Genomic DNA, 25012 nt, shown 5'->3' on the forward strand with positions numbered 1-25012 from the left:
CACACTAACCTCTTTTTATTCTTTTTTAAGCTGAAATCTGCTTTTTATCTTCTCTGAAAATAATTTTCAGGATCGGGAAGTAGACCCAGAATGAAATAGCGGCATTAATGATCATCGTAATCAGGTCAGCAGCTGTTTCACCAGTTTTTCCAAACCTGTCAATAAAGAATTGGTATATCGGGTCCTTATACCAGCCCTGAAGCGCCCCGGCACAAAGGGTAATCATAATGTAGGCGATCAGATACCAGACAGCCGCCTTGTAAATGTTCCCTTTTGATCGGAAAGTGATATTCCGCTGGGCAAAGAAATTAATAATCTGGGCAATCCCCAGCGTCAGCTGAACGGCAATAAAGTAGGCCAGCCCGCCCCCGCCGCCGGAAGAAATAGGCCCCAAAGGATAGTTAAAGATGTAGTAGGGCGATCCGTCAGCATTATAGCCCACCGGTAAGATTTGAAAATTGTGAGCTTCAAGCGCCGTGCCGCTAAAAGCAGCTTTTAATACCGGCATCAAAATCATCTGAAACACCGTAATCCCGTTGCTGAGCAGAAAAAACATAATAAACTGGGCAATTTTCGGGTGTTTAAGACTGTAATTATTCCAGAACGCTTTAATTCCGCTCATTGCTGCCACGTCCTTCTATATTTACACTAAAGCGCAGGACCACCGGCTCTGTCTGATGGGTTGAGATGGTTAAGGTGCCGTTGCCCGCTGCGCCGGTTGACCTGATATAGGTTCCGCACATGCCTCCCTCTGCTGTAACGCAGTCCGGACCAATGATTTCAATGTTTCCTTCTGCTTTCAGGAATACAGGCAGATGAGAGTATGTGGCATTATTGTTGTTAATATCGGTCACCCGGATGCGGATTGACGCGACATCATAAGTCTCTGCTTCAGTCAGGCTGGTGCCGCTGACCATAGTTTCCAGGTGAAGGCTGGCGTTAGAAGCCTTAGTAACCTCAGCAACAACCTTGCCGTTTTTGACCGCCTCAAAGCGGTACACCGGAGCAGACACGCCCCAATTCTCAATATATTTAAAGAACAGGCGGTAAAAGGTTACCGGGGAGACCAGATGCCGCAGCATGACCCACATCGCCTTAAAAATATACTTTGGCGGCAGAGCGGTACCGAAGCGTTGGATGGCCAGCAGGCATTCTTTGATGGCTTCGGCTTTCTTGTGCGAATATTTCTCGCCCTCTTCAATTACATTTCCCACTGTGTCGTAGAATTCAATAGGAGGATGCGGTAAATGGCGGTACTTTTTGTTGACCGGCATAAATTCCCGGATCATCCGCTCATTTTTATACAGGCGTACTGAGTCCGCATTCGTGAAAATATAATTTTCACCAACAGCACCGCCGGGATAATCACCGATATGCATATCTGAGCCGACCTCAAGAACCGGCGCTTCTTCCGAGAAGCTCGCATAGACCTTTGAAGCAAGCTTGGGATTACGGTAAATATCCATGATGCCGTGGTAACAAATACGGTCTCCTGAGCCAAAGTCGCCATGCGTCTGGTAGTCAAACATGCACCAGCCAAAGGCACCTGCGATATCTTCTCTTTTATACACTTCATTCAGTACGTTGGCATGGCGGATCGCATGGGACAGCCGGTGCGTAGGCGTATCTGTCGATTTGGTCGGGAACATGTGGCCATTGAATTCGGCAATCAGATATCCTTTGCTCTTGTTAGGCGAAATCAGCCATCTTGGCAGCAGTCCGCCATTCTTGCCTGTATGAGAGAAGTCGTTGAAGGCATACACATCCTCCAGCAGACTGCTTCTCCACAGGAACCGGACACCGCTGGTCTGTCTGCTCTGATCCAGACGGCGGGCAATTTCATTGGTTCTGGTGTACAAGGCATCATCGTCCTGGGATTCGTTCACACGTACGCCCCAGAGAATGATAGAAGGATGGTTCCGGTACTGCATGATCATTTCTCCGACATTCTCACAGACGATCCGCTTCCATTCATCATCGTTTTTGATATGCTGCCATCCGGGTGTTTCGGTGAAGACAAGCAATCCCATGCGGTCACAGGCATCCAGAAAGTGCTGCGACTGGGGATAATGGGAAGTGCGGACCGCGTTGACATGCAGCTCTTCCTTCAGAATCCGGGCATCCTCAATCTGCATAGATGCCGGCATGGCATATCCCACATGAGCATAGCTCTGATGGCGGTTGACCCCGCGGATCTTATACTTCCGGCCATTCAGATAGAATCCGTCGCCGCGAAACACAGCCTGGCGGAAGCCAAAAGACACAGTATACTCGTCAATGATCTCTCCCTGCTGATTTCTCAGAGCGGCTATCAGGGTGTACAGATATGGCGTTTCCGGACTCCACGGCTGAGCGTTATCCACAGGGATACTGCATTTATCAATTACTGTTCCAAGCGCATTCAGGCTCTTGTGCCCCACTACCTTCTGCTGCTGGTCCAATATGCTTAACTCCAGCGTATGGCTTGTATCAGGACGGCTGATCGTAACATCGATCAGGGCCTGCTTCATATCCGGCGTCTGGACAAACACATCTTCAACATAGCTCTGCTCTGCAAGGAGAAGCCATGCTTCACGGTACATTCCGCCATAGGTCATATAATCAATGACATGGCCAAACGGCGGCACGTTAGCATCCTCACGCGTATTCAGCCGGACTACAATTCTGTTCTCTACCCCGTACAGCACCTTATCCGTTATTTCAATCCGAAATGCCGTATAACCGCCGTAATGGGTCATTAATTTCTCGCCGTTCACAAAAATATCTGCTACATGGGCAGCGCCGTCAAACTGGAGAAACAGGCGCCGGCCTTTCCATAGCTCAGGTACATTCAGATGACGTCTGTAACCGCAGATCATCTGGCAGGCGCTTTCCTCCATATAATGAACAGGCACTTCCTTCGAGGTGTGGGGCAGCCTTACGGCTGTCCCCTCCTCTGTGAAGTTAATAAATGCATTGGTAATGTTCTCTACAAAACTCCATCCATCACAGATACTGATTTTTCTCATCTACTTATCTCCATCTATTCATTTTGAAGTGGTAACGGTAAAGATTAATCGTTCCGTTCTGGATTGCTTCATGAAGCTTGAGATGATTGAAGCAAGGCTACCGGCAGCAAAGATAATGCCGAAAACAATGACTGCCTGCGGATTTCCTCCGATAAAATTAACACCATTCACAACATCCGATAATGTCGGAAAGCCTAAGTAAAGATGCCATGAGAGCGCTACGCCAAAGCAGACTGCAGGTAATAGAGGAGCAAAATAATAGTTTTTCGTCCATACCACCAATTCTCCCAGGAAGCCGGCGATAATCAGACCAAAGGTAATAAAGGAGAAGGTCCGGTCGCCGTAATCAAACAGGATAAAGGCGATGTTTCCGGCAAGCATCAGGCAGGATGCCAGAAACCCGATCCAGAAGCCAGGCGTTCTGTCTTTGAATAAGACCATTTTATTTCCCCCCCTTTGCATTGCGTCCTAGGCCGCTTCTGATGAACAAAATTGCGCTGAGCGCCGTTAATGCGATAAGAACGTAATTAGTAACCTTCAGGAAGGTTTCCCACCACGGGGTGAACCCTTCAACCTCGGTGTCATCGGTCAGACCATTAAGCAGACTGGACTTGGCCAGTGAATAATAGAAATGCTTATTGGCCCGTCTTAATTCCTGCAGCACATATCCGTCCTTTTTACTTGCCAGATATTTAAGAATTTCACTGGCCCGGCCGGTATCGGCATTAAACGTATCTGTTCCGGCAACGAGAGATTCAACGGTTGGAATATTCGGATTGCCTTTGACAGAATCCGTAATGGTAACACCTTTAAAGCCCCATTCATTTCTTAACACCTGCTTCATGGTGGCATTATCGCTGTAAGCCAGCTGTCCGCCGATCCGCGAGAAGGACATCATTGTGCCAAGTGCTCCGCCCTGTGTAAAAGCACCTTCAAAGCCCTTGAGCGGACCTTGACGGTACGCCTGCTCATTCATAAACGTAGACAGCTCTTGTCTGTTCGTTTCCTGGTCATTTGCTACAAAATGCTTGATGGCAGCTGTTAATCCCTTGGCCTGCATCGCCTCGGTCTGTGTTGCCCCCATCAGATAGCTCAGAATGCTGTCCTCCGAATAGTATTCAAAGTTGCGTCCGCTGAAAGGAGAACGGTGTAAATTCCCCCCTGGCGACCAGAGCTGTGAAGTACCGCTGAACAGGCAATCCTCAGCAATAAATTTGCCGCGTTCTGCGATCAGTTCATGGCTCCAGGTTGATGCTGCCACAACCTGGACCACATGGAACGTAGCAGGCTGGTTACCGCCATACAAATAGTTCGACTGGGACCCTGACGGGCCATCCGTATTTTTATTGGCCGGTTTATTGATCGATTTTACAGCCGGCTGGCCGAAATTCTCCCCAATCGTTGCACTTAATTCACTGATGGTCAGCTGATCCAGGAACTTGTTCCAGGTCGCATCATCCTCAAACGGGACATCCTTCATATCGAGGAGCTTGAGTGTAACCTCTGCACCTTGCGTAAAGCTGTCATAAGCAGGTGCGTCCGCCGGCTTTTGATATTTCTGGTCATACATAACCGCTTTGAGCTCATCCGTTGCCACAATATCCTTATATGGCTGCGGATAAGTGTTCCAGTCGCTGCGGGTCAGATACGTTATTGTATTTTCTGCAAAATAGTTAATATCGACGTTATCAAATTGATTTGAAACTACCTCGTCTGTATATTGAGACTTGGCGTAGGTTGTGTTGTCCAACGACTCTAATGCAACAGCTGCCGCATTTTCCGGCTTGCCGTCTACAATGGAACCGTCAGCAGCAAGCAGCTTGCCTTGGACCTTTGCGCCCTCTTTGCGGGCCAAAACGTTATTGAGCGCGTCATGGCTGTCATTTCCGATCGCAAAGTAATACTCACCCGGATCGTAGACATAGCTGCCCTTCTTGGCCGGGTCGGCACCATTCTCAGCGTTAACGTCATAAGTTGCGAATAAGTATTCGTCAACGGTGACTGTAACTTCTTCCGATTCACCGGCAGCCAGCTCGCCGGTTTTGCCGAAGCCGATCAGCTGAATGGCTGATTTCTCAGCCTGCCCTTTTTCATAAGGAAGCTGGGCGTACAGCTGGACAACAGACTTGGATTTCCCTGTGTAAGCTGAATCTTCCGGGTACCCTTCATTTGTTACCTTAACTGTTGCAGTAACGGTTTTCGCTTGTCTGTCCCAATTCAGGCTTGTTAATTCCTGGGTGAAATTGGCGTACGAGCTGCCATAGCCGAAGGTGTATACCATCTCATCTGCGTAGCTCCAGTTATCCTTATTCACAAAGGCGCCTGCACTGCTGTCAGCATTATTCATCCCGAGAACGGTATCCTGATACCGTGTTTCATAGTATTTATATCCCTGGTAGATGCCTTCAGCTTCAACAATGTAATGACCGTCATCGTTGGCATATTTGAAATCACCGGCATTGCTTACCGCTGGTGAAGACAGGGAATTGGCTGCATAGGTATCAACCATTCTGCCTGAAGGATCAGCTGCCCCTGTCAATACATTGGCTACACCGGTGAAACCCTTTAAGCCCGGATTACCGATCCACAGTGCGGCATCCACTCCATATTCCTCTTCTTCAATCCAGCCAAGCTCCATCGCATAGGCGCTGTTGATCAGAACGATCGTCTTGGCAAATTTACCGCTGTCCTTAATCATCTTGAGCAGATCCTTCTCAGAATCATGCAGTGCCAGATAAGAGATACCGTCTCTGTCGGAAGTGGCCAAGTCTTTGCCTTCGCCGCCATCGCGGGCCAGCATCACAATAGCTGCATCATTGTAATCAGCCTGATAGGTGGCCTGCAGCTCGCTTGTGTAGAAGCTTTTTTCAACCTCACCGATAAACCAGTCTGGTGCTGCCTTAACTCTGGCAACATCACTGCTCTTATATGCGTCAAACAGCTTGTCATTAATCTTGAAGCCCGCTGCCTGCAAAGCGCTGTACAGATTGACCTGCCGCGCCTCATCCATCCCCGGCCCCCCGGCATTCCCGCTGTACACAGGATCGGTGGTTGCCCGGCCAAACAAGGTGACGCTGCGTTCTTCAGAGCTTAGCGGCAGAACAGCCTGCTCATTCTTTAACAGCACCGTTCCCTCTTCCATCGTCTGCACATCATGCTTATCAGAGTCAGCCAGCATTTGCTTCAGGCCTTCGTCTGACAGCTCATAATCACTCTTATATTGCATCGTGCTGGCATCCGCTTCGATTACCGGTGCTGTGACATTCAGAAAGACGTTGACCTGTCCGCTCCAGCTGAGCAGCAGCTGAGTCATCAGCAAACTAAAAGATAAGAGAAAAGCGAACACGGCTGTCATCCCGCGCCACAAATTCGATTGTCTTCTCAAGTGTGTTACCTCCCTGCACAATCCCTGATTGGCTTATTTGGATGCTGCTTCGTCACCAGACAACACTACATAGTCGAAGCTGTCATTTGCTGCATCAACAATGATTGAGGTCTCAGGGAAGGAAACGGATTCCAGATATTCTTCAGCAGACAGAGCCGGACCCTCGCCGCCCACTGCAGTTCCCATCTCATCAGTCCATTCGCTCGTATTCACATAACCAATCGGGTTGGTACCGGCAGAATAAGAGCTGTTCGTTATAACTGCTGTTGGCTTAGACAGCTCAAGGGTAACCAGTCCGTCAGCATCGGTTGAAGTTAAAGTGCCATAGTACTTGATGATGCTTGCTCCTCTGGGAACAACATCATATTTACCGTCATCATTAAACAGCAGGTGTCCGGAATAGAAGGTATCCGTGCTTGTCAGGACATAGGTGTTGTCTGCAAAGGTCTCAATGCTTTGTACTCCGAAGATTGCCTGCTTGAAGGTATATTCCGGGTAAGCACTTGAAAAGGCTACGTTTGTTGTCGAAGCGTATACCGCTGACGGCTGTCCTCCGCCGCTGCCTGCCTCATTTGAAGAATTACCGCATGCAGCAAGCCCTGTGGCCAGCGCTATTGTCAAGATTGCCGTGCTTACTCTTTTAACTGTCTTTTTAGTCATTTTCTTATCCCCCTAATAATATTTTGTATACGCTTCCGTAAGCGCACACTCATTGTATTGAAAAGGATTTGATCCGTGTGATCCGTAGCATAATCTAATGAATTAACAGAAAATTCAGCTCAGGGGTTTTAGTTTGAGCTGTTTTTTTTTAGTCTGTGAGAAGCGGGGACAGCTTCATTGACAAAAATGAATTCGCTTTCTATAGTGAAAATGGACCTGTAATAAATGAAGAGGTGAACTATGATTATTAAAATTGCCATTGTGGAAGATGATCTGAAACAAGCCCGCCTGCTTGAAAGCCACCTGAACAATTACGGCTCCGAGAAAGGACTCTCTTTCAGCATTGTGCATTTTCCGCAAGCTGTTGCACTGCTAGAAAACTACACCGCGAATTTTGATATCATATTCATGGATATTCAATTACCTTATATGAATGGAATGGATGCTGCCCGCAGCATCAGAGCGCTTGATAAAGGCGTCATTATTATCTTCATCACGAATCTTACGCAGTACGCCATTCTGGGCTATGAAGTGGAAGCGCTTGATTACATCGTAAAGCCGGTCGAATATTTCGATTTCGCCCTTAAAATGTCACGCGCTATACGGAGAATTAATGAGGTGCCGCGAAATGATATTCTTATCTCAACCGAAGACGGCATCCTTAAAGTATCCCCCAAGAGTATCCGCTACGTTGAAACAGAAGGACATCATGTAATCTACCATACGGCAGATGGCGTATTCCGGCAGTATGCAACCATTTCGTCGATTGAGAAAAAGCTGGAGGAATATGACTTCTTTAGATGCAACAACTGCTACCTTGTTAATTTGGCCTATGTACAAAAAATACAGGGGTATACCGTTATCCTTGACGGCGATGCCCTGCGGATCAGCCAACCCCGGAAAAAGGCTTTTGTCAAAAAACTAATGGAATATGTAAGGGATAAGGACCAATGAGCGGGATCATCGATAATCTATTGGGCATCTACTCCAAACAATTCACTATTCGTTCAGCGATTTCAGTGGAATTTTTCTTTTGCGTCATTCTGCTGACACTACCTTTTCAAAAAAGAAACGGTTTTGGGTTGAAATTAAGTATAATTATGCCGTTTGCCGTTCCGATTATCCTTTTAATGTCCGTCATTAACACGCATTTTCCCCAGTTTTTTGCTGGTATGACGCACATCTTTTTGTATTTGTTCGCCTTGGCTGCGTTATACTTGCTGTTTAAGGAGACTTTTTCGGAGTTAATACTGTGTCTTTGCGGTGCGGTAGCCATTCAGGTCATAGTAGGCCGTTTATATGAAATATTGATTATTATTTTACATAAAAACCCATATGAAACCCTCTCTCTTTTTGAGACTATGGTTCCATACCGGGACTGGCCACTCTACTATTTGATTCATTTCTTTTTTTGCACTTTACTTGCTCTTCTATTCCGCCGGAAAAGAGTCTATGAGCACGACCGGGCCAATAAGCAGCTCATCATTACCTTCTCCCTCATCTTTATTGTAGTAACGATGATCCTTAGCTCAGTAAGCCGTTCCTTTGAAGGGGAGAATGCAGTTCTCGATTTTATTATCCGGACCTTTGCCATACTGTATGCCCTGTTGACCTTATTGTTACGAACGAGAATCCTTGAGACCAGCAGGCTCAAGCAGGATCTATTAATCATGGACGAACTGCTGTATTCGGAGAAGAAACAGTTTGACAGTATGCGGAGCGAAATTGAGATCATTAACATGAAATCCCACGACCTCCGCCAGCAGTTGTCAAATATAAGCTATAAGCTCACCCTTCAGGAGCTGGAAGCTTTAAAGGAAGCCATTGAGGTATACGATACAACGGTCAAAACCGGCAGCGATATTCTGGATGTCATCCTTTATAGAAAGCAGCTTTTCTGCGAAAAAAATGGAATACGCATGAGCTGCATGGCGGATGGCCAATGCCTGTCTTTTATCTCATCCACCCATCTGTATTCCCTCTTGAACAATGCCATAGAAAATGCCCTGGAGGCTGTGCAGCTCGTCCAAAATGATAAAAAACGGATGATCTCGATATCCATTGGGAAAGAACAAGGAGTTATCGGTATTCACATAACTAACTATTTCAACGGAGACTTCATCGTCAAGGACCAATTGCCGCAAACTGGCAAGAAGGATAAAAATCGTCATGGCTTCGGCATTAAAAGCATGCGGCATATTGCGGATCAATACGGCGGGGCCGTTTCTTTTCACACAGAGGAAGATATTTTTTATCTTCATATTTACTTTCCGGGGAATTGACTTCTCCAACAAAAAAACGATCAGGCATGCTGTACAGCAGCATCTTGATCATTTTTTGTTTATATTCTTTTACAACGCGAAGAATCGCCATTAGCTCATTCTGCACAGCTGGATTTCTTGCGGTTTTTTTGAGATCAGCCGGACTCACAGACTTCAAGCAATCTAGGTTTGCGAGCGAGCGGTCATGGATGTTTATTTAGTAATTTCACCAAACTGTCTTTGTCCCATTATCCAGCAGCTTAGGTTTCTGTGGCAGCTTGCGTAGTATCCATATATTTCTGATGGCAAAACCAATACTTACAACACCAATAATGTAAAACCACGGGTTATTAGCTACCGAGAAATAATCACTGGTTAATGCCCACATATTCATTGGAATAAATGAATTGACCGTACCAATGAGGATTATAATTGCCAACTTGTACGAGGCGCCAATTTGTGTTTTTCTTTTAGCCCAATAAAATCCTGGTATAATAGCGATCAAAATATTCGTAAAAATAAACCATTTAAACATGTACGGATCATGCATAAAGACTCTAAATAAGTTCACTACTCCAATAAAGATAATAATCTGGCTTATTACTTTAGTCCAAGCTTGTTTTATTGTAACCGGAGCATCATACAAGTGACCCCAAATTTCCTGCCGCTCAACATAAATGCTTTTGTAGAGATTATAGACCTCAAATAAATTCCAAACGACAAGTGCGATTGATGCAACTGTAAAAAACCAAAAACCTCCAGATGCTTTTGCAGCGAATGCGAAAGCAATTGCGCCCATTGAATCATGTGCAAAGTAGAATGTATGCATCCAGACAGGATACGGTGCACTTTTCTCTCTCCTCACTAACATAAAACTATACACGTATTCCATATAACCTATGAAAAACGTAAGAGCCGCTATCCCCAATAATAAAGCAAATTGAGGATTATCCCGGCTGAATGCAGTTGTAAAATCCTGCATTGTTAGATCTCCCGGGTAAAATGAAAATAACTTTTCAAACATAACTAGGTTCCCTCCTTCATAATTCCCCACTATTTGATTATTCCTCACATGTCAATTATAATTATTTAATGACTATTAACAATTGCCAAAAAAATCATTTTTGAGGACTATTCCTCAAAAAACAATTCAATGTAGAATAAATAGGAGGTTATTGTGAAAAAAGTAGACCGAAGAGTTATTAGAACCAAAAACTCTATTCGAACTGCCTTCCTTGAACTCATTCAAAGTAGAGACTTTGAACTAATCACAGTTACTGATTTAGCCATAATGGCTGATATTGATCGAAAAACATTTTATCTTCATTACAACTCATTAATCGATGTCTTACAGGAGTTCCAGAATCAGTTAGCTGAAAAAGTATTATCTTTGCTAAAGAAAAATCAGAATTTTAACATTGACTCCTTCTTTCAAGGTCTCAATAGAATAATGATGGAGGATATAGGCTTATACCGGCATATCTCTAAATCAACTTCATACGCTTTTCTTAAATCTGAATGCAAGGATATACTAAAGAATACATTAAAAAATTCGTTCTATGACCAAACCGTTATGTCACCTCAAATGTTTAATGTGTACTCTGAATTTATCGCATCTGGAATTATAGGTATTTACACTGACTGGCTTAGCTCTAGCTCCAATATGCCGCTTGAAGAACTTACAGAAACAGCAAAGGATGTTCTGATATCAGGGTGGGAGAAGATAGTCAACTAATGATATCGGCGAATCCAAAGAATCCCGATGTATTCTCTTCATTGGATCGCATTATCGTGATATATAAGCTAGGCCCAAGTACTCTGCACAAAAAAAGCAACTCATCCGCAGACAAGTCGCTTTCAATAGTTTCCGCTTCGCCTTATAAAACTCATGATACAGCTTCCACTATATCCAGATTTCGATAAATCTTGCTCTTCTCGATCTTCAGATCCACTTCCTAAATCACATCATCCGTCTGCGAGCCGAGGATATCAATCAGGGTAGTTTCATTACCTTCCTTGTCTGTCCCAATCGGATCGTGGAGAGACACGTCTTTACGGGTCTTTTTCAGCGAGCGAAGGTGCATCAGGATTTCATTCTCGATACATCGGGCCGCGAAGGTGGCCAGTTTCGTTCCCTTATTCGGGCGGTAGCTCTCAATGGCCTTGATCAGGCCAATCGTACCGATGGAGACGAGATCCTCCATGTCTTCACCGGTGTTGTCGAACTTTTTGAGGTTGTGGACACGATGCGATGTCATTCAATATTTCAACAAAAACCTTAGGCCTAATAATCAACAGGCATTAGACAAAAATAAATCCTCATAATATCTGCTTGTTGCAAACGGATCGTTATACTATTCAATTACCACTTAAAAATCAATTGAAAAATGGCTAATAAAGCTCCAATTATAATAACAGTGCTACAAAAACGCACAAAAATACGGCCTTCTTTAGTATATTCTTTTCCATATATATTCTTTTTCGATGGCTTGATTAACTCTTTTATAGAAATTATTAAAAATAAAATTACAGCAATCCACCAAATTAACTCCATCTTCATACACCTCATTTATTTAATAAGATCCAGATTTATAACGAAATCCGGATATATTACTACGGGTTCGTATACTGATCTTCTTTTTCTTTCACAGTAGGATTACCCCAAATGCCATAATCGTAGGTGTTTAGAAGGATCTGATCTTGTCTGTACAGGTTGACTACATCGCCATGTCCGTTCCGGAGATAATATCCCACTGCCCCTCACTTTTTCTTCATGCTTATTATCTGCAGTCCACGGACACAGCGGGCTTTGAAGTTGACAGTCCTTCCAGATACGTTTCCTTCTGCGATAATACTCTCTCCGTCATAGTTAGCTTCCATTGTATCTATGCGTGGACTTGAAGCGGGTGACAGCTGTACCGTTTGGTTGCCTTTTACATCATATCCATACTGTTCATTACCCTATGAACTGGAAATGATATACTCCAAAGATAAGACCGCACTTTTCATCTACTTATTATCATATTTACTTCCCCTGACACCTGGTCTTAGATGACCGCAAGTTTTTATCATAGATTTTATTCGCTCAGGTATATTATATACTCCTTGTAATTTAACTTTATTTCGCCAAGATTAATGCAACGAAATTTCCATTTTATACACCGACAGGGTTGATATTAATTTACTCTATATTCCTATTAATGATATTATGAGAAAGAAAAATGCTATAAAATACATAGAAAGGAAATTAAAATATATATTTTCTAGTTCCCTGTTATCTTCTGAGTTACAAACTTATGCCAAACAATCTTCAAATAGTGGTTCTTACACCCCATACTATAAGAGTCAGCAAATGGAATAATGGAACCGTTGGTATTACAGATTGATATGATTACGCCGTTAACGATGATTATCAAAGTATAGCTAGAACTGCCATAAATACAATGTGGCTTATGCCTAATCAGTTTGTCAGATTGTGCATGAGTTGTTTACTTATATCTTCCCATTCTGCTCTCACTTTTAAATAGAGGATTTGAAATGATGAAAAACACAAGAATCATTATTAGCGGATTCGTTATCTTTATAATTTTATTAGTATTGTTTTATAGAGGTTACTTTGACAATAACAAAGAAATAGATTTTTTTAACGATAAGTTTGGAATACAACTTCCCAAAGATAGCGAAATTATACTGAGTAATAAATCATATGGAGCCATGGGGGATGGATATCGGGTATATATTTATCAAGTCACTTCTGAGAGCATGAAAATTATAGCGGAAAAGGGCCGCGAGAATCATTGGTCCGAACTCCCGCTACCTTCAGATTTCACGGCTTCATTCTTCAAGAAGATTAGAGGGATTACAGATGAAACGACATCCAAGCTAATACCGCTTGATGCTGACCAGGGATACTTTGTGATAAGAGATAACCAGACAAACGCTTCAATATCAGGGACTAATGTATTTGAATCCAGCTTCGATAACGTAATCATTGGAATGATGGATCTTGATAATAAAAGAATTTACTTATTATCGTATAACATGTGAGCAATATACAACATTAGAAACAGTTAGTACATTGTAATGATGGATTAAAGAAACTAACAATAGAAAAATAAAGGTGGATTTTAAAAAAAGCGACTCATCCGCAGACAAGTCGCTTTCAAAGGTTATCGCTTCGCTTTATAAAACTCATGATACAGCTTCATCAGCGCTCTCTTCTCAATCCGCGACACATAGCTCCGGCTAATCCCCAGGTCCTTCGCAATCTCCCGCTGCGTCCGCTCTTCCCCGCCGGTGTCCAGGCCAAACCGCCCTACCACGACTTCTTTCTCGCGTTCATCCAGAATATCAAGGTTCCGATAAATCTTGCTCTTCTCGATCTTCAGATCCACTTCCTTAATCACATCGTCCGTCTCGGAGCCGAGGATATCTATCAGGGTGATCTCATTACCTTCCTTGTCTGTCCCAATCGGATCGTGGAGAGACACGTCTTTGCGTGTTTTTTTCAGCGAGCGGAGGTGCATCAGGATCTCATTCTCGATACATCGGGCCGCGAAGGTGGCCAGTTTCGTTCCCTTATTCGGGCGGTAGCTCTCAATCGCCTTGATCAGCCCAATGGTGCCAATGGAGATGAGATCCTCCATGTCTTCGCCGGTGTTGTCGAACTTTTTTACTATGTGGGCAACTAATCTTAAGTTATGTTCAATCAATAAATTCCGGGCTTTGGCGTCCCCCTCGGCCATCATGCCTAAGTATTTGCTCTCATCCTGCTCCGATAGGGGCTGGGGAAAGGCGTTGTTCCTTACGTAAGATACCAGCAGCGTCAGTTCTTTGATCAGCAGCGCAATCGTACTTATGATTCCAGGCAACTTGGCGACACCTCCCGCACATGTACAATGAAACCGATCTGTAATTGAGAACTACGGGTTCATGGTCCTTTTATTGTATGTGGGTAGGTGCCCAGAAGTGCATGTACGGGGAAAATAGGTACGGGCTTAGCTGTATTCTAAATATTTATTGCTCCTGAAGAATAATCAGCAGCACCTCGGCGGTTTGCTCCGGACTGTCCGTAAACCAGACTCTGGCGGAATGCATGCTGCCACTCTCTTTAGCCCGGGATTCGATGAGCGTTTTGAGGTCCCCGAGGTTTTTTTCTTCGTACCGGCTGATCATCTTGAATTTCAACAGGCCTTGCTTCTCTACACGCACATACTCGAAGAATATCCGTGTCGAGGCGTCCATAGAAATCTGGTGATTCTCCGTCACATACCCGGGGAATTCGCCGCTGCTATTGCCGCTACCCATGACGGCTTCGGTTTCCGTAGACAGCGTGACTGAATGCTCCTCTACCGCTGCCAGACTACCGGATAAATCCCCTTTGGTATATAAGTCGATTCCTTGCAGCTGCGGTTTATTGTCGGTTACATACTCTACACCCGTATCCAGAAATGGCAGCACTTCCGGCTGAACTATCCCTACCGCCAGAATCCCGCCCATACCTGACAGCAATAAAAAGCCGACAACTGCTCCCAATAGGCGCTGCCTCGTACGGAATAATCCCTTCATTCCCTTATAAAGGGCTATTCCCAGCAGCCCCCCGGCAAAGTTCAGCAGAATATCGTCAATATCGCTGCTGCCCAAGGCCAGAACATATTGAATGATTTCCAGGAATAGCGTAGCGGACAGAAGAATGACGGCCTTCCGCCTGAAGGTTTTGCCGCTGCCCTGATGGGAGACGAACACCCCGAGTGGAACAAAGATAAAGATATTCCCCAGTATATTCACGAGCGCCCGCAGGCTCCACATGTTCCCGCCCATGAATCCGGCAATGGTCCTGAACGGAATAAGATTAATACTTCTCAGTTTAGTATCCATATCCAATATAGCGGTCAGCGGAATGGTCTTGAACAGAATAATTTGCAGCGTGAACAGTACATAAGCCCCAAATAACAGATACATCAAGAAGAGGAGAATCCCTCCGCCTTTTCGTTCAGCTCTCATTACTATATCCTCTTCCCTTCCAGCAAGACCTGTTACTTCTCTGCTAACAATAACTCTGCAGCCTGCCTGACCTCAGTGTACCTAATGCTGTTAAGTGCATCAGTGATCTGCTCCATACCCAGTTCATAGGAAAGTAAAGGGGAACCCAGAATGAAGTGATCTGCGCATTCCTCCAGTAAGCTGTGTACATCCAGGCTGCTGTAAAATTGGCTTGAGCTATAGTAAGCTGCATACATTTTCTTGTACTGCTCAACAATACTTTCCAGCTCCGGGTCGTTAACTATACTGTAGATGGCATTTTTGATAATTCCGGTAATTGTCTCCGTGGACAATGCTGTGCTGTGATATGTTATTCTGAATTTGCAGAATTGCTGTATATTAATGAAGTTGATGAACATCGCTGCCAAAAAATTCACCGGACAATGAACAGACCGCAACCCTGTGCCGCAGACGGTATCCAACTGTCCGGCAAGGATATTCCGCACCAGCTCACTCTTTAAGGTTAGATCAGGCTGGTCAGTGTACTTTATATAAATCTCCAGCAGGTTCATATTTCCTGCCGGGAGCCATACACTTGTTATCCTGCCCGGCTGAGGAGAAGGATAGCGGCCCGAACTCTGCAATTCTGACGGTACGTAATCGCTCTGATCCGCACAAGATAAACCTGACAATGCCGCCGCTATCCCCTGTTCTATATCAGACGGATTTACTGCCCCAACGACAAATACAGCCATCCGGTCAGGTGTATACCACTGCTTATGAAACGCAGTAACCCGGGCAAAGTTTGTATTCCGCACGCTTTCCGCATCCCCTGCAGGCAGCCTTGACTGATAAAAGGGGTGTCCAAAAACCTCTTGTTCCGCTTTGCTTTTCCCCGCGAGGTTCCGGGAATGAATTTCCTCCACGATATCTTGCTTGATCTCTTCCAGATATTCCATCCGGAGATAAGAGCCTTTGGCAATCTGCCCCAGAATAGCTATACATTGCTGTATGCTGTCTCTGCAATTCCGGCAGCCTAATACATACATCGTCCGGTCAAAATCAGTCACTCCATAGCCTGCATACTCCAGTGACTCCTTGTAATAACCATATTTATCAAAGCTCATATTCATGTGCTCAACCATATGAGCCAGTCCGTTCTCCTCATTCCGCTGCTGCAGCGATCCTGTCTTTAACACCAGACAGAGCTGAACATCAGCGGTATCCAGATCTGTAACCCGCACACCATAAGTCAATCCGTTGCCCAGTGTGCCTGTACTAATACGATCCTTCATGAACAAACAACCCTTCATTGTACATTTCCGCCTGAAACTTATACAGACGCGCATACTCGCCATTATACTTCAGCAGGCTCTCATGATTACCGCTCTCCAGGATTCCTCCGTCCTTCAGGACAAATATCTCATCCACAAGCCGGATGGTAGAGAACCGGTGCGTGATTAGAACCGTGGTTTTGCCGGCCATCAAAATTTTGAATTTCGTGAACAGCTCATATTCAGCGCTTGCATCCAGAGATGCTGTCGGTTCATCCAGGATCAGGATACTGGAATCCGCCATGAAAGCGCGGCTGATGGCAATCTTTTGCCATTCCCCTAAGGAGAGCTGAGTAGCATTGGACCATTCTTTATTGAGCATTGTGTCATATTGTTCCGGCAGTTGCTCGATGAACCCGTCTGCTCCCGCTTGCCTCGCGGCCTCACGGACCCGCAGGAAGTTATCTGCCTCATCAATTTCTCCGACAGCGATGTTCTTCTCCACAGTGAACGGATATTTAATGAAGTCTTGAAAAACAACACCGATATGTTTACGGTAGTCCTCACGGCTAATCTTGTGCAGCGGGATGCCTCCAATCCTGATTGCCCCGCTAGTAGGCTGATATAATCCGAGAATCAGTTTGATTAGAGTGGTTTTGCCGGAACCGTTTAACCCTACAATAGAGTAGCTTTTCTGCGCGGTCAGAGTCAGGCTCACATCTTTCAGGACAAATTCTTCGCTACCCGGATATTTAAAGTAGACATGCTCCAGTTCTATCGTGTCGAAATAAACCGGGAAAGGATGATCTTCTGCTTCCGGCTCCGGTTGTTCCTTTTCCAGCAATGAGAACAGGTTCTGAATGTACAGCCCATCATCATAGAGGGAAGAGACGGAATGCAGAATACTTTCCAGTGAATTCTGGAAATTGGACAGTGTGTTCACAAATAACGATAAATCCCCTATCGTTAATTTTCTGGAGATAACCGTAATTAGAATATAGATTTGAAAGCTGTAGGAGATTAAGTTCTCCAGCAGATTAGTAATACTGCTTTGAACCGAGAATTTTTTTCTTATTTTTTTATCTTCCTGCAAATAATTTTCGAAGTCAGATACAATCACTTGTTTAAAATAAGGGTTTAGGCGGTTTATCTTAATTTCTTTAATATTCTCATAAGTAGTCAGAATGGATTTAAGATTGCCCAGCAGCCTCAACCGCTCGAACCGTTTAGTATAAATAGCGAATAATTTAGCAGACATCTTAATGTTTAGCAGCAGTGAGGGCAGACAGGCAAAGAAGCTTACTACAAGAATGATCGGGCCGAAATTCAGAAAAATCACCACAGCGCCGGCCATAGAAGACAGATTCTGCAAGAAAGTAATCAGCGTTCTGAGAATGTTCATGGAATGCTGCGACGATTCATTATTCACTTTTTGGATATGGTCAAAAATCTCAGCGTCATCAAAATCCGCCATTTCCATTTCTGCTACTTTATCAAGTGTTAATTCCGTAATGTATTTATTCATATAATCTGCCTGGTTTGATTCGAAGTATTTGCATATATTGTAAATGACATGATTGAATTGAGTATAGAGCAGATGAATTATGATCCATACTACAGGAGCAGAGATATCCCCGTTCTGCAGCGCCACCACAACACTATCCAGGAAGTATTTCCAGATTACCGTAGTTACTGGAACCGCCAGCCCGGCAATCAGATTAAATATCAATAAGCAGATCAGAGTTGCTGAAGAGCTCCTCCACAAGAGTATGCTTACCTTGCCCAGCAATCTGCAATAATCGCGGCAACTTTTAAATTTGGCAACTGCTGTGCTCATACAAAATCTCCTAAAGCAGAAATTATAAAACAGAGCCCCTATCTCGCGCGTAGGATTAGTGGCTCTGTTTCTTATTATTCCGCTGAATTAATTAGGCCTTACGTGCAACTGCGCTGTTAGCCGAACTATTCTTCGTTCCTCCGGAACATTGACAGTTGCAAGTCCCGCCATCAAATTTTGCCGCAAAAAACGAGAGCACTACAGTCCCTGAACAAATACAGCCTGACATTGGATCCATACCATAGAATGCTTGTGTGTCCATTTTGGTAGTTCTGCCAACCGGGTTAATTTGTTTCATTGTGATCACAGCTCCTCAGGTAATTAAAATTTATAGAAATAACACCCCGTCTGTCGTCACATTGTGAGTGCTATTACTACCGTATTATCGTAATTTACGATAGGGTTAGTTCATTGAAATACTCCAGTTTTTCCGGACTAACTTCGACTAGCTGATGATATCTCTTCAGCGACATTTTCATGGCCGCTCTTTCTCCATAGCAATGGGACTGTTTCTTCTCTTCATCCAGGCCGGCTTCCTGATAGCATGGTGCATAACATATACCGCACAAGCGGGCTGCCCAGCAGGTGGAGCAATGCTTAATAGATTTCTCTGTATATTCTTCAAAGTAATATTTACTCATGGCCTCAATATCAATTCCAGTCTCTACATCCCCTATGTAAGGGGAGTTCGCCATCTTTTCACACACCTTAAACTTACCGTCAGTGGTTACATAGAGCCTTCTCCGGCCAGGAATACAGCAGCCATTCATGTGTATCCCCAACAAGGGTTCATCCGTGATCACTCTATTATGAATTCTCAGTAATTTTTTCTGGCTAAGCTCCTTGGCAAGTCCTCTTTCATCCTGATCAGAATCCAGCGTATATTCAGCCCATTTCCCTAAAGGATCGGTACGTTCATCCTCACTATAGAATTCTTCATCCTGGAGGTCTGTCTTCACATGTCCTAACTCGGACCAGTCCAATGTTCCCGTATCCACATAAGAACAATCAATCCTGGTGTCCTTAGGCAGCCATTCCAGTGTCTTGAAGAAATCATTCACCTCATCGAATCTCCGCTTGCTGTAAGGCGGACAGAGGACGGCATTAATTCCAAGCGAATGCTGCGGCTTCCCGTCGAATGCTGCTACTAACCGTTTAAGACCCTGCAGCGCTTGATGGAAGGAACCCTTCCCCCCTACAGTTACCCGGTAATAATCATGAACATGCTCCGGCCCGTCCAGGCTGCAGAGTACTGAACATTGATCCAGAGAGGCCAGATAAGCAGCAATTTCATCCGTGACAAGTGTTAAGTTGGTCGTAAAGGAGACGGGAATATCCACACCAGGCATAATGGCTTTGCAATATTCAATACATTGCTTCATCAGCTTAAAATTAACCAGCGGTTCTCCTCCGTAAAAAGTCAGCGCCAGCATCTTCCCGGCATTCTGCGAGATATAATCCAGTGCTTTCCGGGCGACTTCCCAGTCCATATCCTGTTTTGAGAAATTGCGCGTATCTACGTTATCTTCCTGATAGAGGCAATATTTGCATCTTAGGTTACACTTTTCTGTAAGTTCGATAATGATTTGTTCTATACCGCCCTTGATGATGCCTGGCAGCTCTGCTTTCTCTGGTGTAACGAATTTCTGAAATACAGGCGCCTGCAGGATATGCTCCTGTTCCACCAGCAGCGTTATAGTCTCCAGTGCCTGCTGAAGCGCGTTGTCCTCCAGTCCCAGTCCGGTGATTGCGGCCGGATCTGAGGTGCTCAGCAAACACTCAAGTACTGCATATTCCGCAGGATCACAGGCAAACACCTTCCCTGTCCCGGTATCATAGAAATATTGGTTGTTTTCCGTTTCAAAGACGGTTCCTAAGCGTGCCCACTGATCTGGATGCAGGTTGACTAAAAAAGCAAGTGCATCTTGAATTACATTGCCCATAGCGAAATGAATGCCTCCTTCAATTTCCGGGGAATTGTTGAACCATGCCTGCAAATTCCTGGAGAAACCTCTTACTCAGGTGAATTAATTCACAATAGAAGGGATAACAAGCAGCTAATCTAGCAAATATGATCTGTTTCTATTATTAGCTCCAATAAAGAATAAATAAAACATTTTTGTACGAAAATGTATTTTTTGCGCCTATATAGAATGGAATTTATATTACTCGAAAAATAAAGTTGTAGACTAATGATGCTTCATTAAGCTAACGGGCAGGATAGCAATGACTGGCAAGCGAAAAGATAGTAAAGAAAGGGTAGAGCAGTATGGGACGTGTTTGAGGAGCCCGGACTGTTACATCCTGCATTTTTAGGCATGGATTGCAGGGTATACTATAAATAATCCCGTTATAATTCTTTTTGAAAGGAGGAGCGAATATGGATTGGCTTGATAGATTTAATGCGGCTGTAGATTATATTGAAAACAATCTGGATGGTGAAATTGAATATTCTTTGGTTGCTCAGGCAGCCTGCTGCTCTGAGTTTCACTTTTCAAGGATGTTCTCATCCTTATTAGGAATATCTCTTTCAGAATATATTCGTCGTAGACGCCTTACCAAAGCCGCCTTTGATATTCAAACAAGTGATGCCAAAATCATTGATATTGCTTTGAAATATGGGTATGACTCAGCTGATGCTTTTACAAGGTCGTTCAAGAAGCTTCACAATGTAACACCTAATGCAGTCAGAGATACAGGCGTGCAGTTAAAAGCCTATCCCCGAATCTCCTTTCAAATAACAATTAAAGGGGATGTAGAATTGGAATATCGGGTTGAAAGAATGAATACTGAATTACGTTTCGCGGGAAAACGTCAAAGTGTTAAAACATCGCGTGCATTTAAGGAGATTCCCGCTTTGTGGAGAAAATCCAATAAGGATGGCTTCAAACAAGCTTTGATTGACATGTCATGGGTACAACCTAAATGCAGGCTGGAGAGCCTTGTCGGTATTTGCGGTAAAGAGGCGGCTATCACTGATGAGGTATTCGATTACTTTATGGGCGTGCGGTATGACACTGAAATACCTTCCAATATGGAGGAAATTAGAATTGCCCCAAGCACTTATGCTGTATTCCCTAATGTTATTGATGCCTGGAAAAGGTTATATTCAGAATGGCTCCCTACTTCCGGATACGAGCTTGCAAACCTGCCTTGTATTGAGCATTATTTAGGACCAGGACATAAGATAAAACATGAGCTGTGGGTACCCATCATCGAAAAGTGAATTGAAGTAACAGGCAGGTATGCGTAACTTCCAGAGAGTGTAAACATCTATATAACGTAAGGAACGAGGAGGCATACAGTTCATGGGAGGAACGAATGTATGGGATGCGGAGTGGGAAATTAACGAAGAGCAGGCGCGGACGCTGATCGGCAGACAATTCCCTCAGCTGTCATCGAAGAAAGTGAAGCGATTGGGCTGGGGCTGGGACAATACGGTTTTTCTCATCGGTGACGAGTACGTGTTCCGGTTTCCAAGAAGAACGTTTGCAGTTGGCGCGATTCGTATGGAAGGGAAGCTGCTGCCGAAGCTGGAGGCATATTTGACCATCCCCTATCCGAAACCGATGTTTTATGGCGAAGCAAGTGACGAATATCCGGCACCATTTCTGGGCTATGCCCACGTGCCAGGAGATTTCCCAATTGGTTTGACGGAAGAACGCCGGGCTTTATCGGCAGAGACGCTGGCGAAATTTTTGCGGAGATTGCATGAGTTTCCGGTGCAGGCGGCGCTGAAGTGCGGAGTTCAGCAGGATCATCGAAACTTGACGGACATAGCATCACGCAAAGTGAAAATGGAGGGCTTCCTAGCGAAGGTGGTTGAACACTTGTCGCCGGAGGAGTCCAGTGTAATTGAAGCTTATATTAGCAGGCTGCCAAAGGACCGTGTCGAGGCGGTGAATGTACTGCTGCATGGCGATCTTCATTTCAAAAATATGCTTGTGAATGAGAACGGGATCGTCTCCGGCATCATTGATTGGGGCGATCTGAGCGTAGGTCATCCGGCTTGTGATTTGAGCGTTGCTTATAGCTTTTTACCACCTTACGCTCGCGGCGTGTTTTTCGAAACGTACGGGGGAGCGGACGAGGAAACGAAGCTGCTGGCGCGGCTGATCGCGGTATACATCCCCATGCTTATTTTAATGCAAGCGGCCGACGACGGGAATGAAGCGATTGCGGTAGAGGCGAAATCCAACATCATGCGGGCACTGTCGGATTAGGGTCATTATTTCGTTGCGGTTATGGGGCTAGGCTATCGGCACCATTTTGTCGTTTAAAGGCCGCGATAAGGTACGATCCGCTTCTCTGATACAGCTTTATGATGAGGAATAGGAGATTCAACAGAGTAAGTCGTTGTGCTAAGGGGAAACGATAGTTTAATAGTTAGATAAGCGCATTCCTAAGTTTTTGGTTGAGGAAGACGTCATACACTTGAAAATCTCATGCCAGTCATTCAGGGAAAGAGCACTGCTTGAGTTTTTTACAGCACCGGATACTTTTAGTTTGTAATGGCGACGGATCAGCTTAGAATCCGTCGCCATTCAACTAAAAGGTAGGATAGTGCGGTCATAGTAATTGAACTGCTTCGTGCCTAACGGTAGGTTTAAATGAAGCTTCAAGTCGAATGTAACGACATTCGGCTTCTTCGACATGCAGAACAAGCCTTTGGTTGATGATCAATTGAAACTGATTGCAATCCACTTATGATAATGTGCAACATGGAAATTATAAATGAAGCAATATGCAGTTGTTATCAACAAACGTAAAGGAATGCAAGGTTAGAATTTTTAATTTTTTTATCTAAAAATAAAGGGGATTGACTTTTTTAAAGTTATAGGGGGGACTTGACAGGCGTGTGGTATGATCAAAAAGTTGAAGTTCTCCGAAATTACTGCGAGAACATAAGTAACCTTGATAAGGAGGTAAAGCATGAAAATATCTCAATGTGCCGCATGTTACCGAGGCACCGGTATTCTAACCTATTAATACAACAATTTGTCCAATAGGTTAGAACTAAAAGAGGAGTGATCGTTTTGCAAGCAGGTTCAATTCCAGATCAACAACAGGTTCCAAATGTAAAAGTGTTACCTATAATGTTTTCATTAATGTTGGCCGGTATCATCGGTACTTTTAATGAAACTGCAATTAATATAGCAATCAGCGATTTAATCAATCAGTTTTCTATTACAGAATCTACAGTCCAATGGCTAAGCAGTGGTTACTTGCTTACACTGGGAATTCTGGTTCCTGTTTCTGGATTATTGATACAATGGTTTACTACGAGGCAGCTTTTCCTGGCTGCGGTTCTTATCTCAATCGTTGGTTCAGCTGTTGGCGGAGTCGCAGGAAGTTTTGAAATACTACTGCTCGGACGTATACTGCAAGCTGTTGGCGCAGGGCTTCTATTTCCGTTAATGTTCAATACAGCTTTAATTATTTTTCCGGTTGAGAAACGTGGATCTGCGATGGGACTCGTCACTCTTGTATTTACTGTAGGACCTGCTATCGGACCTACAGTTTCGGGTCTCTTACTTGTTACATTGAGCTGGCACTGGATTTTCTGGGTTTCCCTAATAACATTACTGGTTGCTTTGGTCGTTGGTGCAGCTTCTATGAAGAATGTCTCACCAATTACTAAACCACGTATTGATGTATACTCTTTGATCTTGTCTACCTTAGGTTTCGGGGGGATTGTGTTCGCGGTTAGTACTGTAGGAGAAAGCGATCATGGTTGGAACAACCCTAAGGTCATTGTTTCTCTTATCTTAGGAGTAGTCGCTCTGGTACTTTTCGTAGTCCGTCAATTAAATATGAAAGAACCGCTTATGAACTTAAGAACGCTGAAAAAGCCAATGTTTGTTATCGGCACAGCCTTGGTATTTGTCTGCATGATGTCTGAGATGGCAGCGATGTTTATTATCCCGATGTTCATGATTCGAGTACTTGAAATAAATGCTTTGACAGTGGGTCTTATCCTGCTACCGGGTAGTATTCTTTCAGCAGTTCTTTCTCCTGCCGTAGGTGCACTCTTTGATAAGTATGGACCTAAATTTCTGGTTGTTCCCGGTCTAATTTTAGCTGCGGGTTCACTCTGGTTCTTTTCAAGTATTTCAATGGCATCAACCATTACATTTATAATTATCATGCATTCTTGCCTGATGATCGGAATCGTAATGGTATGGATGCCATCACAATCAAATGGGCTTAATCAGCTTCCTGCTGAAATGTATCCGGACGGAACGGCTATTATGAGCACGCTCCAACAGATTGCTGGTGCGCTGGGATTAGCAGTGGCAGTCAGCGTCATGACATCCGGAGCAGCCAAGTTTATGAAGGATGCACCTAACCCTACAGATCCAGCCACAGGAACATTGGCGTTGGTTGATGGGATGCAAAGTGCTATGTTGTACGCTATGTTTATTGCGATTGCAGGTCTTATTCTAGCTGTATTTATTAGACGTGTGAGAGTTACTCAATCGGAATGGTCATAATAAGTAATTTAATCAATGCTAAAGTAAACATGGGATCATAAACCATTTGAGGCGAATGAATACTTAATGAGTATTCATTCGCTTTAACGGATAGTAGAGGTGGTTGCCTAT

Annotated in this window: 19 protein-coding genes and 1 pseudogene; 7 read left to right on the forward strand and 13 right to left on the reverse strand. The window is 44.3% G+C overall.

Going from position 1 to position 25012, the window contains the following annotated elements:
• Nucleotides 1–25: 25 nt before the first annotated feature.
• From LOS79_RS17355 to LOS79_RS17375, 5 genes are read right to left on the reverse strand one after another with little or no spacing between them, the layout of a single operon-like run.
• On the reverse strand, nt 26–622 hold the full coding sequence (locus LOS79_RS17355) for a hypothetical protein (RefSeq protein WP_315422297.1): 597 nt from the start codon (nt 620–622) through the stop codon (nt 26–28).
• On the reverse strand, nt 609–3008 hold the full coding sequence (locus LOS79_RS17360) for a glycoside hydrolase family 2 protein (protein ID WP_315411288.1): 2400 nt from the start codon (nt 3006–3008) through the stop codon (nt 609–611). The genes LOS79_RS17355 and LOS79_RS17360 overlap by 14 nt, the downstream gene beginning before the upstream one ends.
• Nucleotides 3009–3026: 18 nt before the next feature.
• The gene (locus LOS79_RS17365) at nt 3027–3449 is read right to left on the reverse strand and encodes a hypothetical protein (RefSeq protein WP_315411290.1); all 423 of its coding nucleotides are present in this window, start codon (nt 3447–3449) and stop codon (nt 3027–3029) included.
• Between the two features lies 1 nt (nt 3450).
• Nucleotides 3451–6393 carry a glycoside hydrolase family 3 protein gene (locus LOS79_RS17370; protein ID WP_315411291.1) on the reverse strand — a complete coding sequence of 981 codons (2943 nt, stop codon included), beginning with the start codon at nt 6391–6393 and terminating at the stop codon, nt 3451–3453.
• A 33-nt stretch (nt 6394–6426) separates the two neighbouring features.
• On the reverse strand, nt 6427–7053 hold the full coding sequence (locus LOS79_RS17375) for a hypothetical protein (protein ID WP_315411293.1): 627 nt from the start codon (nt 7051–7053) through the stop codon (nt 6427–6429).
• Between the two features lie 240 nt (nt 7054–7293).
• Between LOS79_RS17375 and LOS79_RS17380 the strand changes: the two genes are divergently transcribed.
• Complete coding sequence (locus tag LOS79_RS17380) at nt 7294–8007, forward strand: LytR/AlgR family response regulator transcription factor (RefSeq protein WP_315411295.1); 714 nt, start codon at nt 7294–7296, stop codon at nt 8005–8007.
• Nucleotides 8004–9335, forward strand: coding sequence for an ATP-binding protein (locus LOS79_RS17385; RefSeq protein ID WP_315411297.1), 1332 nt, complete (start codon nt 8004–8006; stop codon nt 9333–9335). Before LOS79_RS17380 ends, LOS79_RS17385 begins: the two co-directional genes overlap by 4 nt.
• A 205-nt stretch (nt 9336–9540) precedes the next feature.
• Here the strand turns inward: LOS79_RS17385 and LOS79_RS17390 are convergent, their stop codons facing one another.
• Complete coding sequence (locus LOS79_RS17390) at nt 9541–10338, reverse strand: hypothetical protein (RefSeq protein WP_315411299.1); 798 nt, start codon at nt 10336–10338, stop codon at nt 9541–9543.
• Between the two features lie 153 nt (nt 10339–10491).
• On the opposite strand from LOS79_RS17390, the gene LOS79_RS17395 reads away from it, so the two are divergent.
• Nucleotides 10492–11049, forward strand: a complete 558-nt coding sequence (locus LOS79_RS17395) for a TetR/AcrR family transcriptional regulator (RefSeq protein WP_315411301.1) — start codon at nt 10492–10494, stop codon at nt 11047–11049.
• A 223-nt stretch (nt 11050–11272) separates the two neighbouring features.
• Here LOS79_RS17395 and LOS79_RS17400 read toward each other — a convergent pair.
• Both LOS79_RS17400 and LOS79_RS17405 read right to left on the reverse strand, forming a co-directional pair.
• Nucleotides 11273–11572, reverse strand: a pseudogene (locus LOS79_RS17400) (sigma factor); the annotation flags it as partial.
• 104 nt (nt 11573–11676) lie between these two features.
• On the reverse strand, nt 11677–11874 hold the full coding sequence (locus LOS79_RS17405; RefSeq protein ID WP_315411303.1) for a hypothetical protein: 198 nt from the start codon (nt 11872–11874) through the stop codon (nt 11677–11679).
• 977 nt (nt 11875–12851) lie between these two features.
• Here LOS79_RS17405 and LOS79_RS17410 point away from each other — a divergent pair.
• Complete coding sequence (locus tag LOS79_RS17410) at nt 12852–13361, forward strand: hypothetical protein (protein ID WP_315411304.1); 510 nt, start codon at nt 12852–12854, stop codon at nt 13359–13361.
• Between the two features lie 122 nt (nt 13362–13483).
• On the opposite strand, the gene sigK is transcribed toward LOS79_RS17410, so the two are convergent.
• The 5 genes from sigK to LOS79_RS17435 form a co-directional block, all read right to left on the reverse strand.
• Nucleotides 13484–14185 (reverse strand): RNA polymerase sporulation sigma factor SigK, encoded by a 702-nt coding sequence (sigK, locus tag LOS79_RS17415; RefSeq protein WP_039870896.1) that lies wholly within the window; start codon nt 14183–14185, stop codon nt 13484–13486.
• 145 nt (nt 14186–14330) lie between these two features.
• The gene (locus LOS79_RS17420; RefSeq protein WP_315411314.1) at nt 14331–15317 is read right to left on the reverse strand and encodes a VanZ family protein; all 987 of its coding nucleotides are present in this window, start codon (nt 15315–15317) and stop codon (nt 14331–14333) included.
• 32 nt (nt 15318–15349) lie between these two features.
• Nucleotides 15350–16591: a M16 family metallopeptidase gene (locus tag LOS79_RS17425; protein ID WP_315411316.1), complete on the reverse strand. Its 1242-nt coding sequence runs from the start codon at nt 16589–16591 to the stop codon at nt 15350–15352.
• Nucleotides 16575–18299, reverse strand: a complete 1725-nt coding sequence (locus LOS79_RS17430) for an ABC transporter ATP-binding protein (RefSeq protein WP_315411318.1) — start codon at nt 18297–18299, stop codon at nt 16575–16577. The genes LOS79_RS17425 and LOS79_RS17430 overlap by 17 nt, the downstream gene beginning before the upstream one ends.
• Nucleotides 18300–18799: 500 nt before the next feature.
• Nucleotides 18800–20350 carry a radical SAM protein gene (locus LOS79_RS17435; RefSeq protein WP_315411320.1) on the reverse strand — a complete coding sequence of 517 codons (1551 nt, stop codon included), beginning with the start codon at nt 20348–20350 and terminating at the stop codon, nt 18800–18802.
• Nucleotides 20351–20787: 437 nt separating this feature from the next.
• On the opposite strand from LOS79_RS17435, the gene LOS79_RS17440 reads away from it, so the two are divergent.
• The 3 genes from LOS79_RS17440 to LOS79_RS17450 all read left to right on the forward strand — a co-directional run bounded on the left by LOS79_RS17440 (nt 20788) and on the right by LOS79_RS17450 (nt 24901).
• Complete coding sequence (locus LOS79_RS17440) at nt 20788–21633, forward strand: AraC family transcriptional regulator (RefSeq protein WP_315411322.1); 846 nt, start codon at nt 20788–20790, stop codon at nt 21631–21633.
• Between the two features lie 82 nt (nt 21634–21715).
• A complete protein-coding gene (locus tag LOS79_RS17445; RefSeq protein WP_315411324.1) occupies nt 21716–22630 on the forward strand; it encodes a phosphotransferase in 915 nt (304 codons plus the stop codon).
• 807 nt (nt 22631–23437) lie between these two features.
• Nucleotides 23438–24901 (forward strand): DHA2 family efflux MFS transporter permease subunit, encoded by a 1464-nt coding sequence (locus LOS79_RS17450; RefSeq protein WP_397386799.1) that lies wholly within the window; start codon nt 23438–23440, stop codon nt 24899–24901.
• The last annotated feature ends 111 nt before the right edge of the window (nt 24902–25012 follow it).

The sequence above is a fragment of the Paenibacillus sp. MMS20-IR301 genome, assembly GCF_032302195.1.
Taxonomy (GTDB): Bacteria; Bacillota; Bacilli; order Paenibacillales; family Paenibacillaceae; genus Paenibacillus_AQ.

Excerpts from the sequence above, each read along its gene's own strand:
- LOS79_RS17380 (WP_315411295.1), top strand. The coding sequence starts at position 7,294 with ATGATTATTAAAATTGCCATTGTGGAAGATGATCTGAAACAAGCCCGC.
- LOS79_RS17435 (WP_315411320.1), bottom strand. The coding sequence starts at position 20,350 with ATGGGCAATGTAATTCAAGATGCACTTGCTTTTTTAGTCAACCTGCAT.
- LOS79_RS17445 (WP_315411324.1), top strand. The coding sequence starts at position 21,716 with ATGGGAGGAACGAATGTATGGGATGCGGAGTGGGAAATTAACGAAGAG.
- LOS79_RS17440 (WP_315411322.1), top strand. The coding sequence starts at position 20,788 with ATGGATTGGCTTGATAGATTTAATGCGGCTGTAGATTATATTGAAAAC.
- LOS79_RS17365 (WP_315411290.1), bottom strand. The coding sequence starts at position 3,449 with ATGGTCTTATTCAAAGACAGAACGCCTGGCTTCTGGATCGGGTTTCTG.
- LOS79_RS17425 (WP_315411316.1), bottom strand. The coding sequence starts at position 16,591 with ATGAAGGATCGTATTAGTACAGGCACACTGGGCAACGGATTGACTTAT.
- LOS79_RS17355 (WP_315422297.1), bottom strand. The coding sequence starts at position 622 with ATGAGCGGAATTAAAGCGTTCTGGAATAATTACAGTCTTAAACACCCG.
- LOS79_RS17420 (WP_315411314.1), bottom strand. The coding sequence starts at position 15,317 with ATGAGAGCTGAACGAAAAGGCGGAGGGATTCTCCTCTTCTTGATGTAT.
- LOS79_RS17390 (WP_315411299.1), bottom strand. The coding sequence starts at position 10,338 with ATGTTTGAAAAGTTATTTTCATTTTACCCGGGAGATCTAACAATGCAG.
- LOS79_RS17375 (WP_315411293.1), bottom strand. The coding sequence starts at position 7,053 with ATGACTAAAAAGACAGTTAAAAGAGTAAGCACGGCAATCTTGACAATA.
- LOS79_RS17385 (WP_315411297.1), top strand. The coding sequence starts at position 8,004 with ATGAGCGGGATCATCGATAATCTATTGGGCATCTACTCCAAACAATTC.
- LOS79_RS17360 (WP_315411288.1), bottom strand. The coding sequence starts at position 3,008 with ATGAGAAAAATCAGTATCTGTGATGGATGGAGTTTTGTAGAGAACATT.
- LOS79_RS17405 (WP_315411303.1), bottom strand. The coding sequence starts at position 11,874 with ATGAAGATGGAGTTAATTTGGTGGATTGCTGTAATTTTATTTTTAATA.
- LOS79_RS17410 (WP_315411304.1), top strand. The coding sequence starts at position 12,852 with ATGATGAAAAACACAAGAATCATTATTAGCGGATTCGTTATCTTTATA.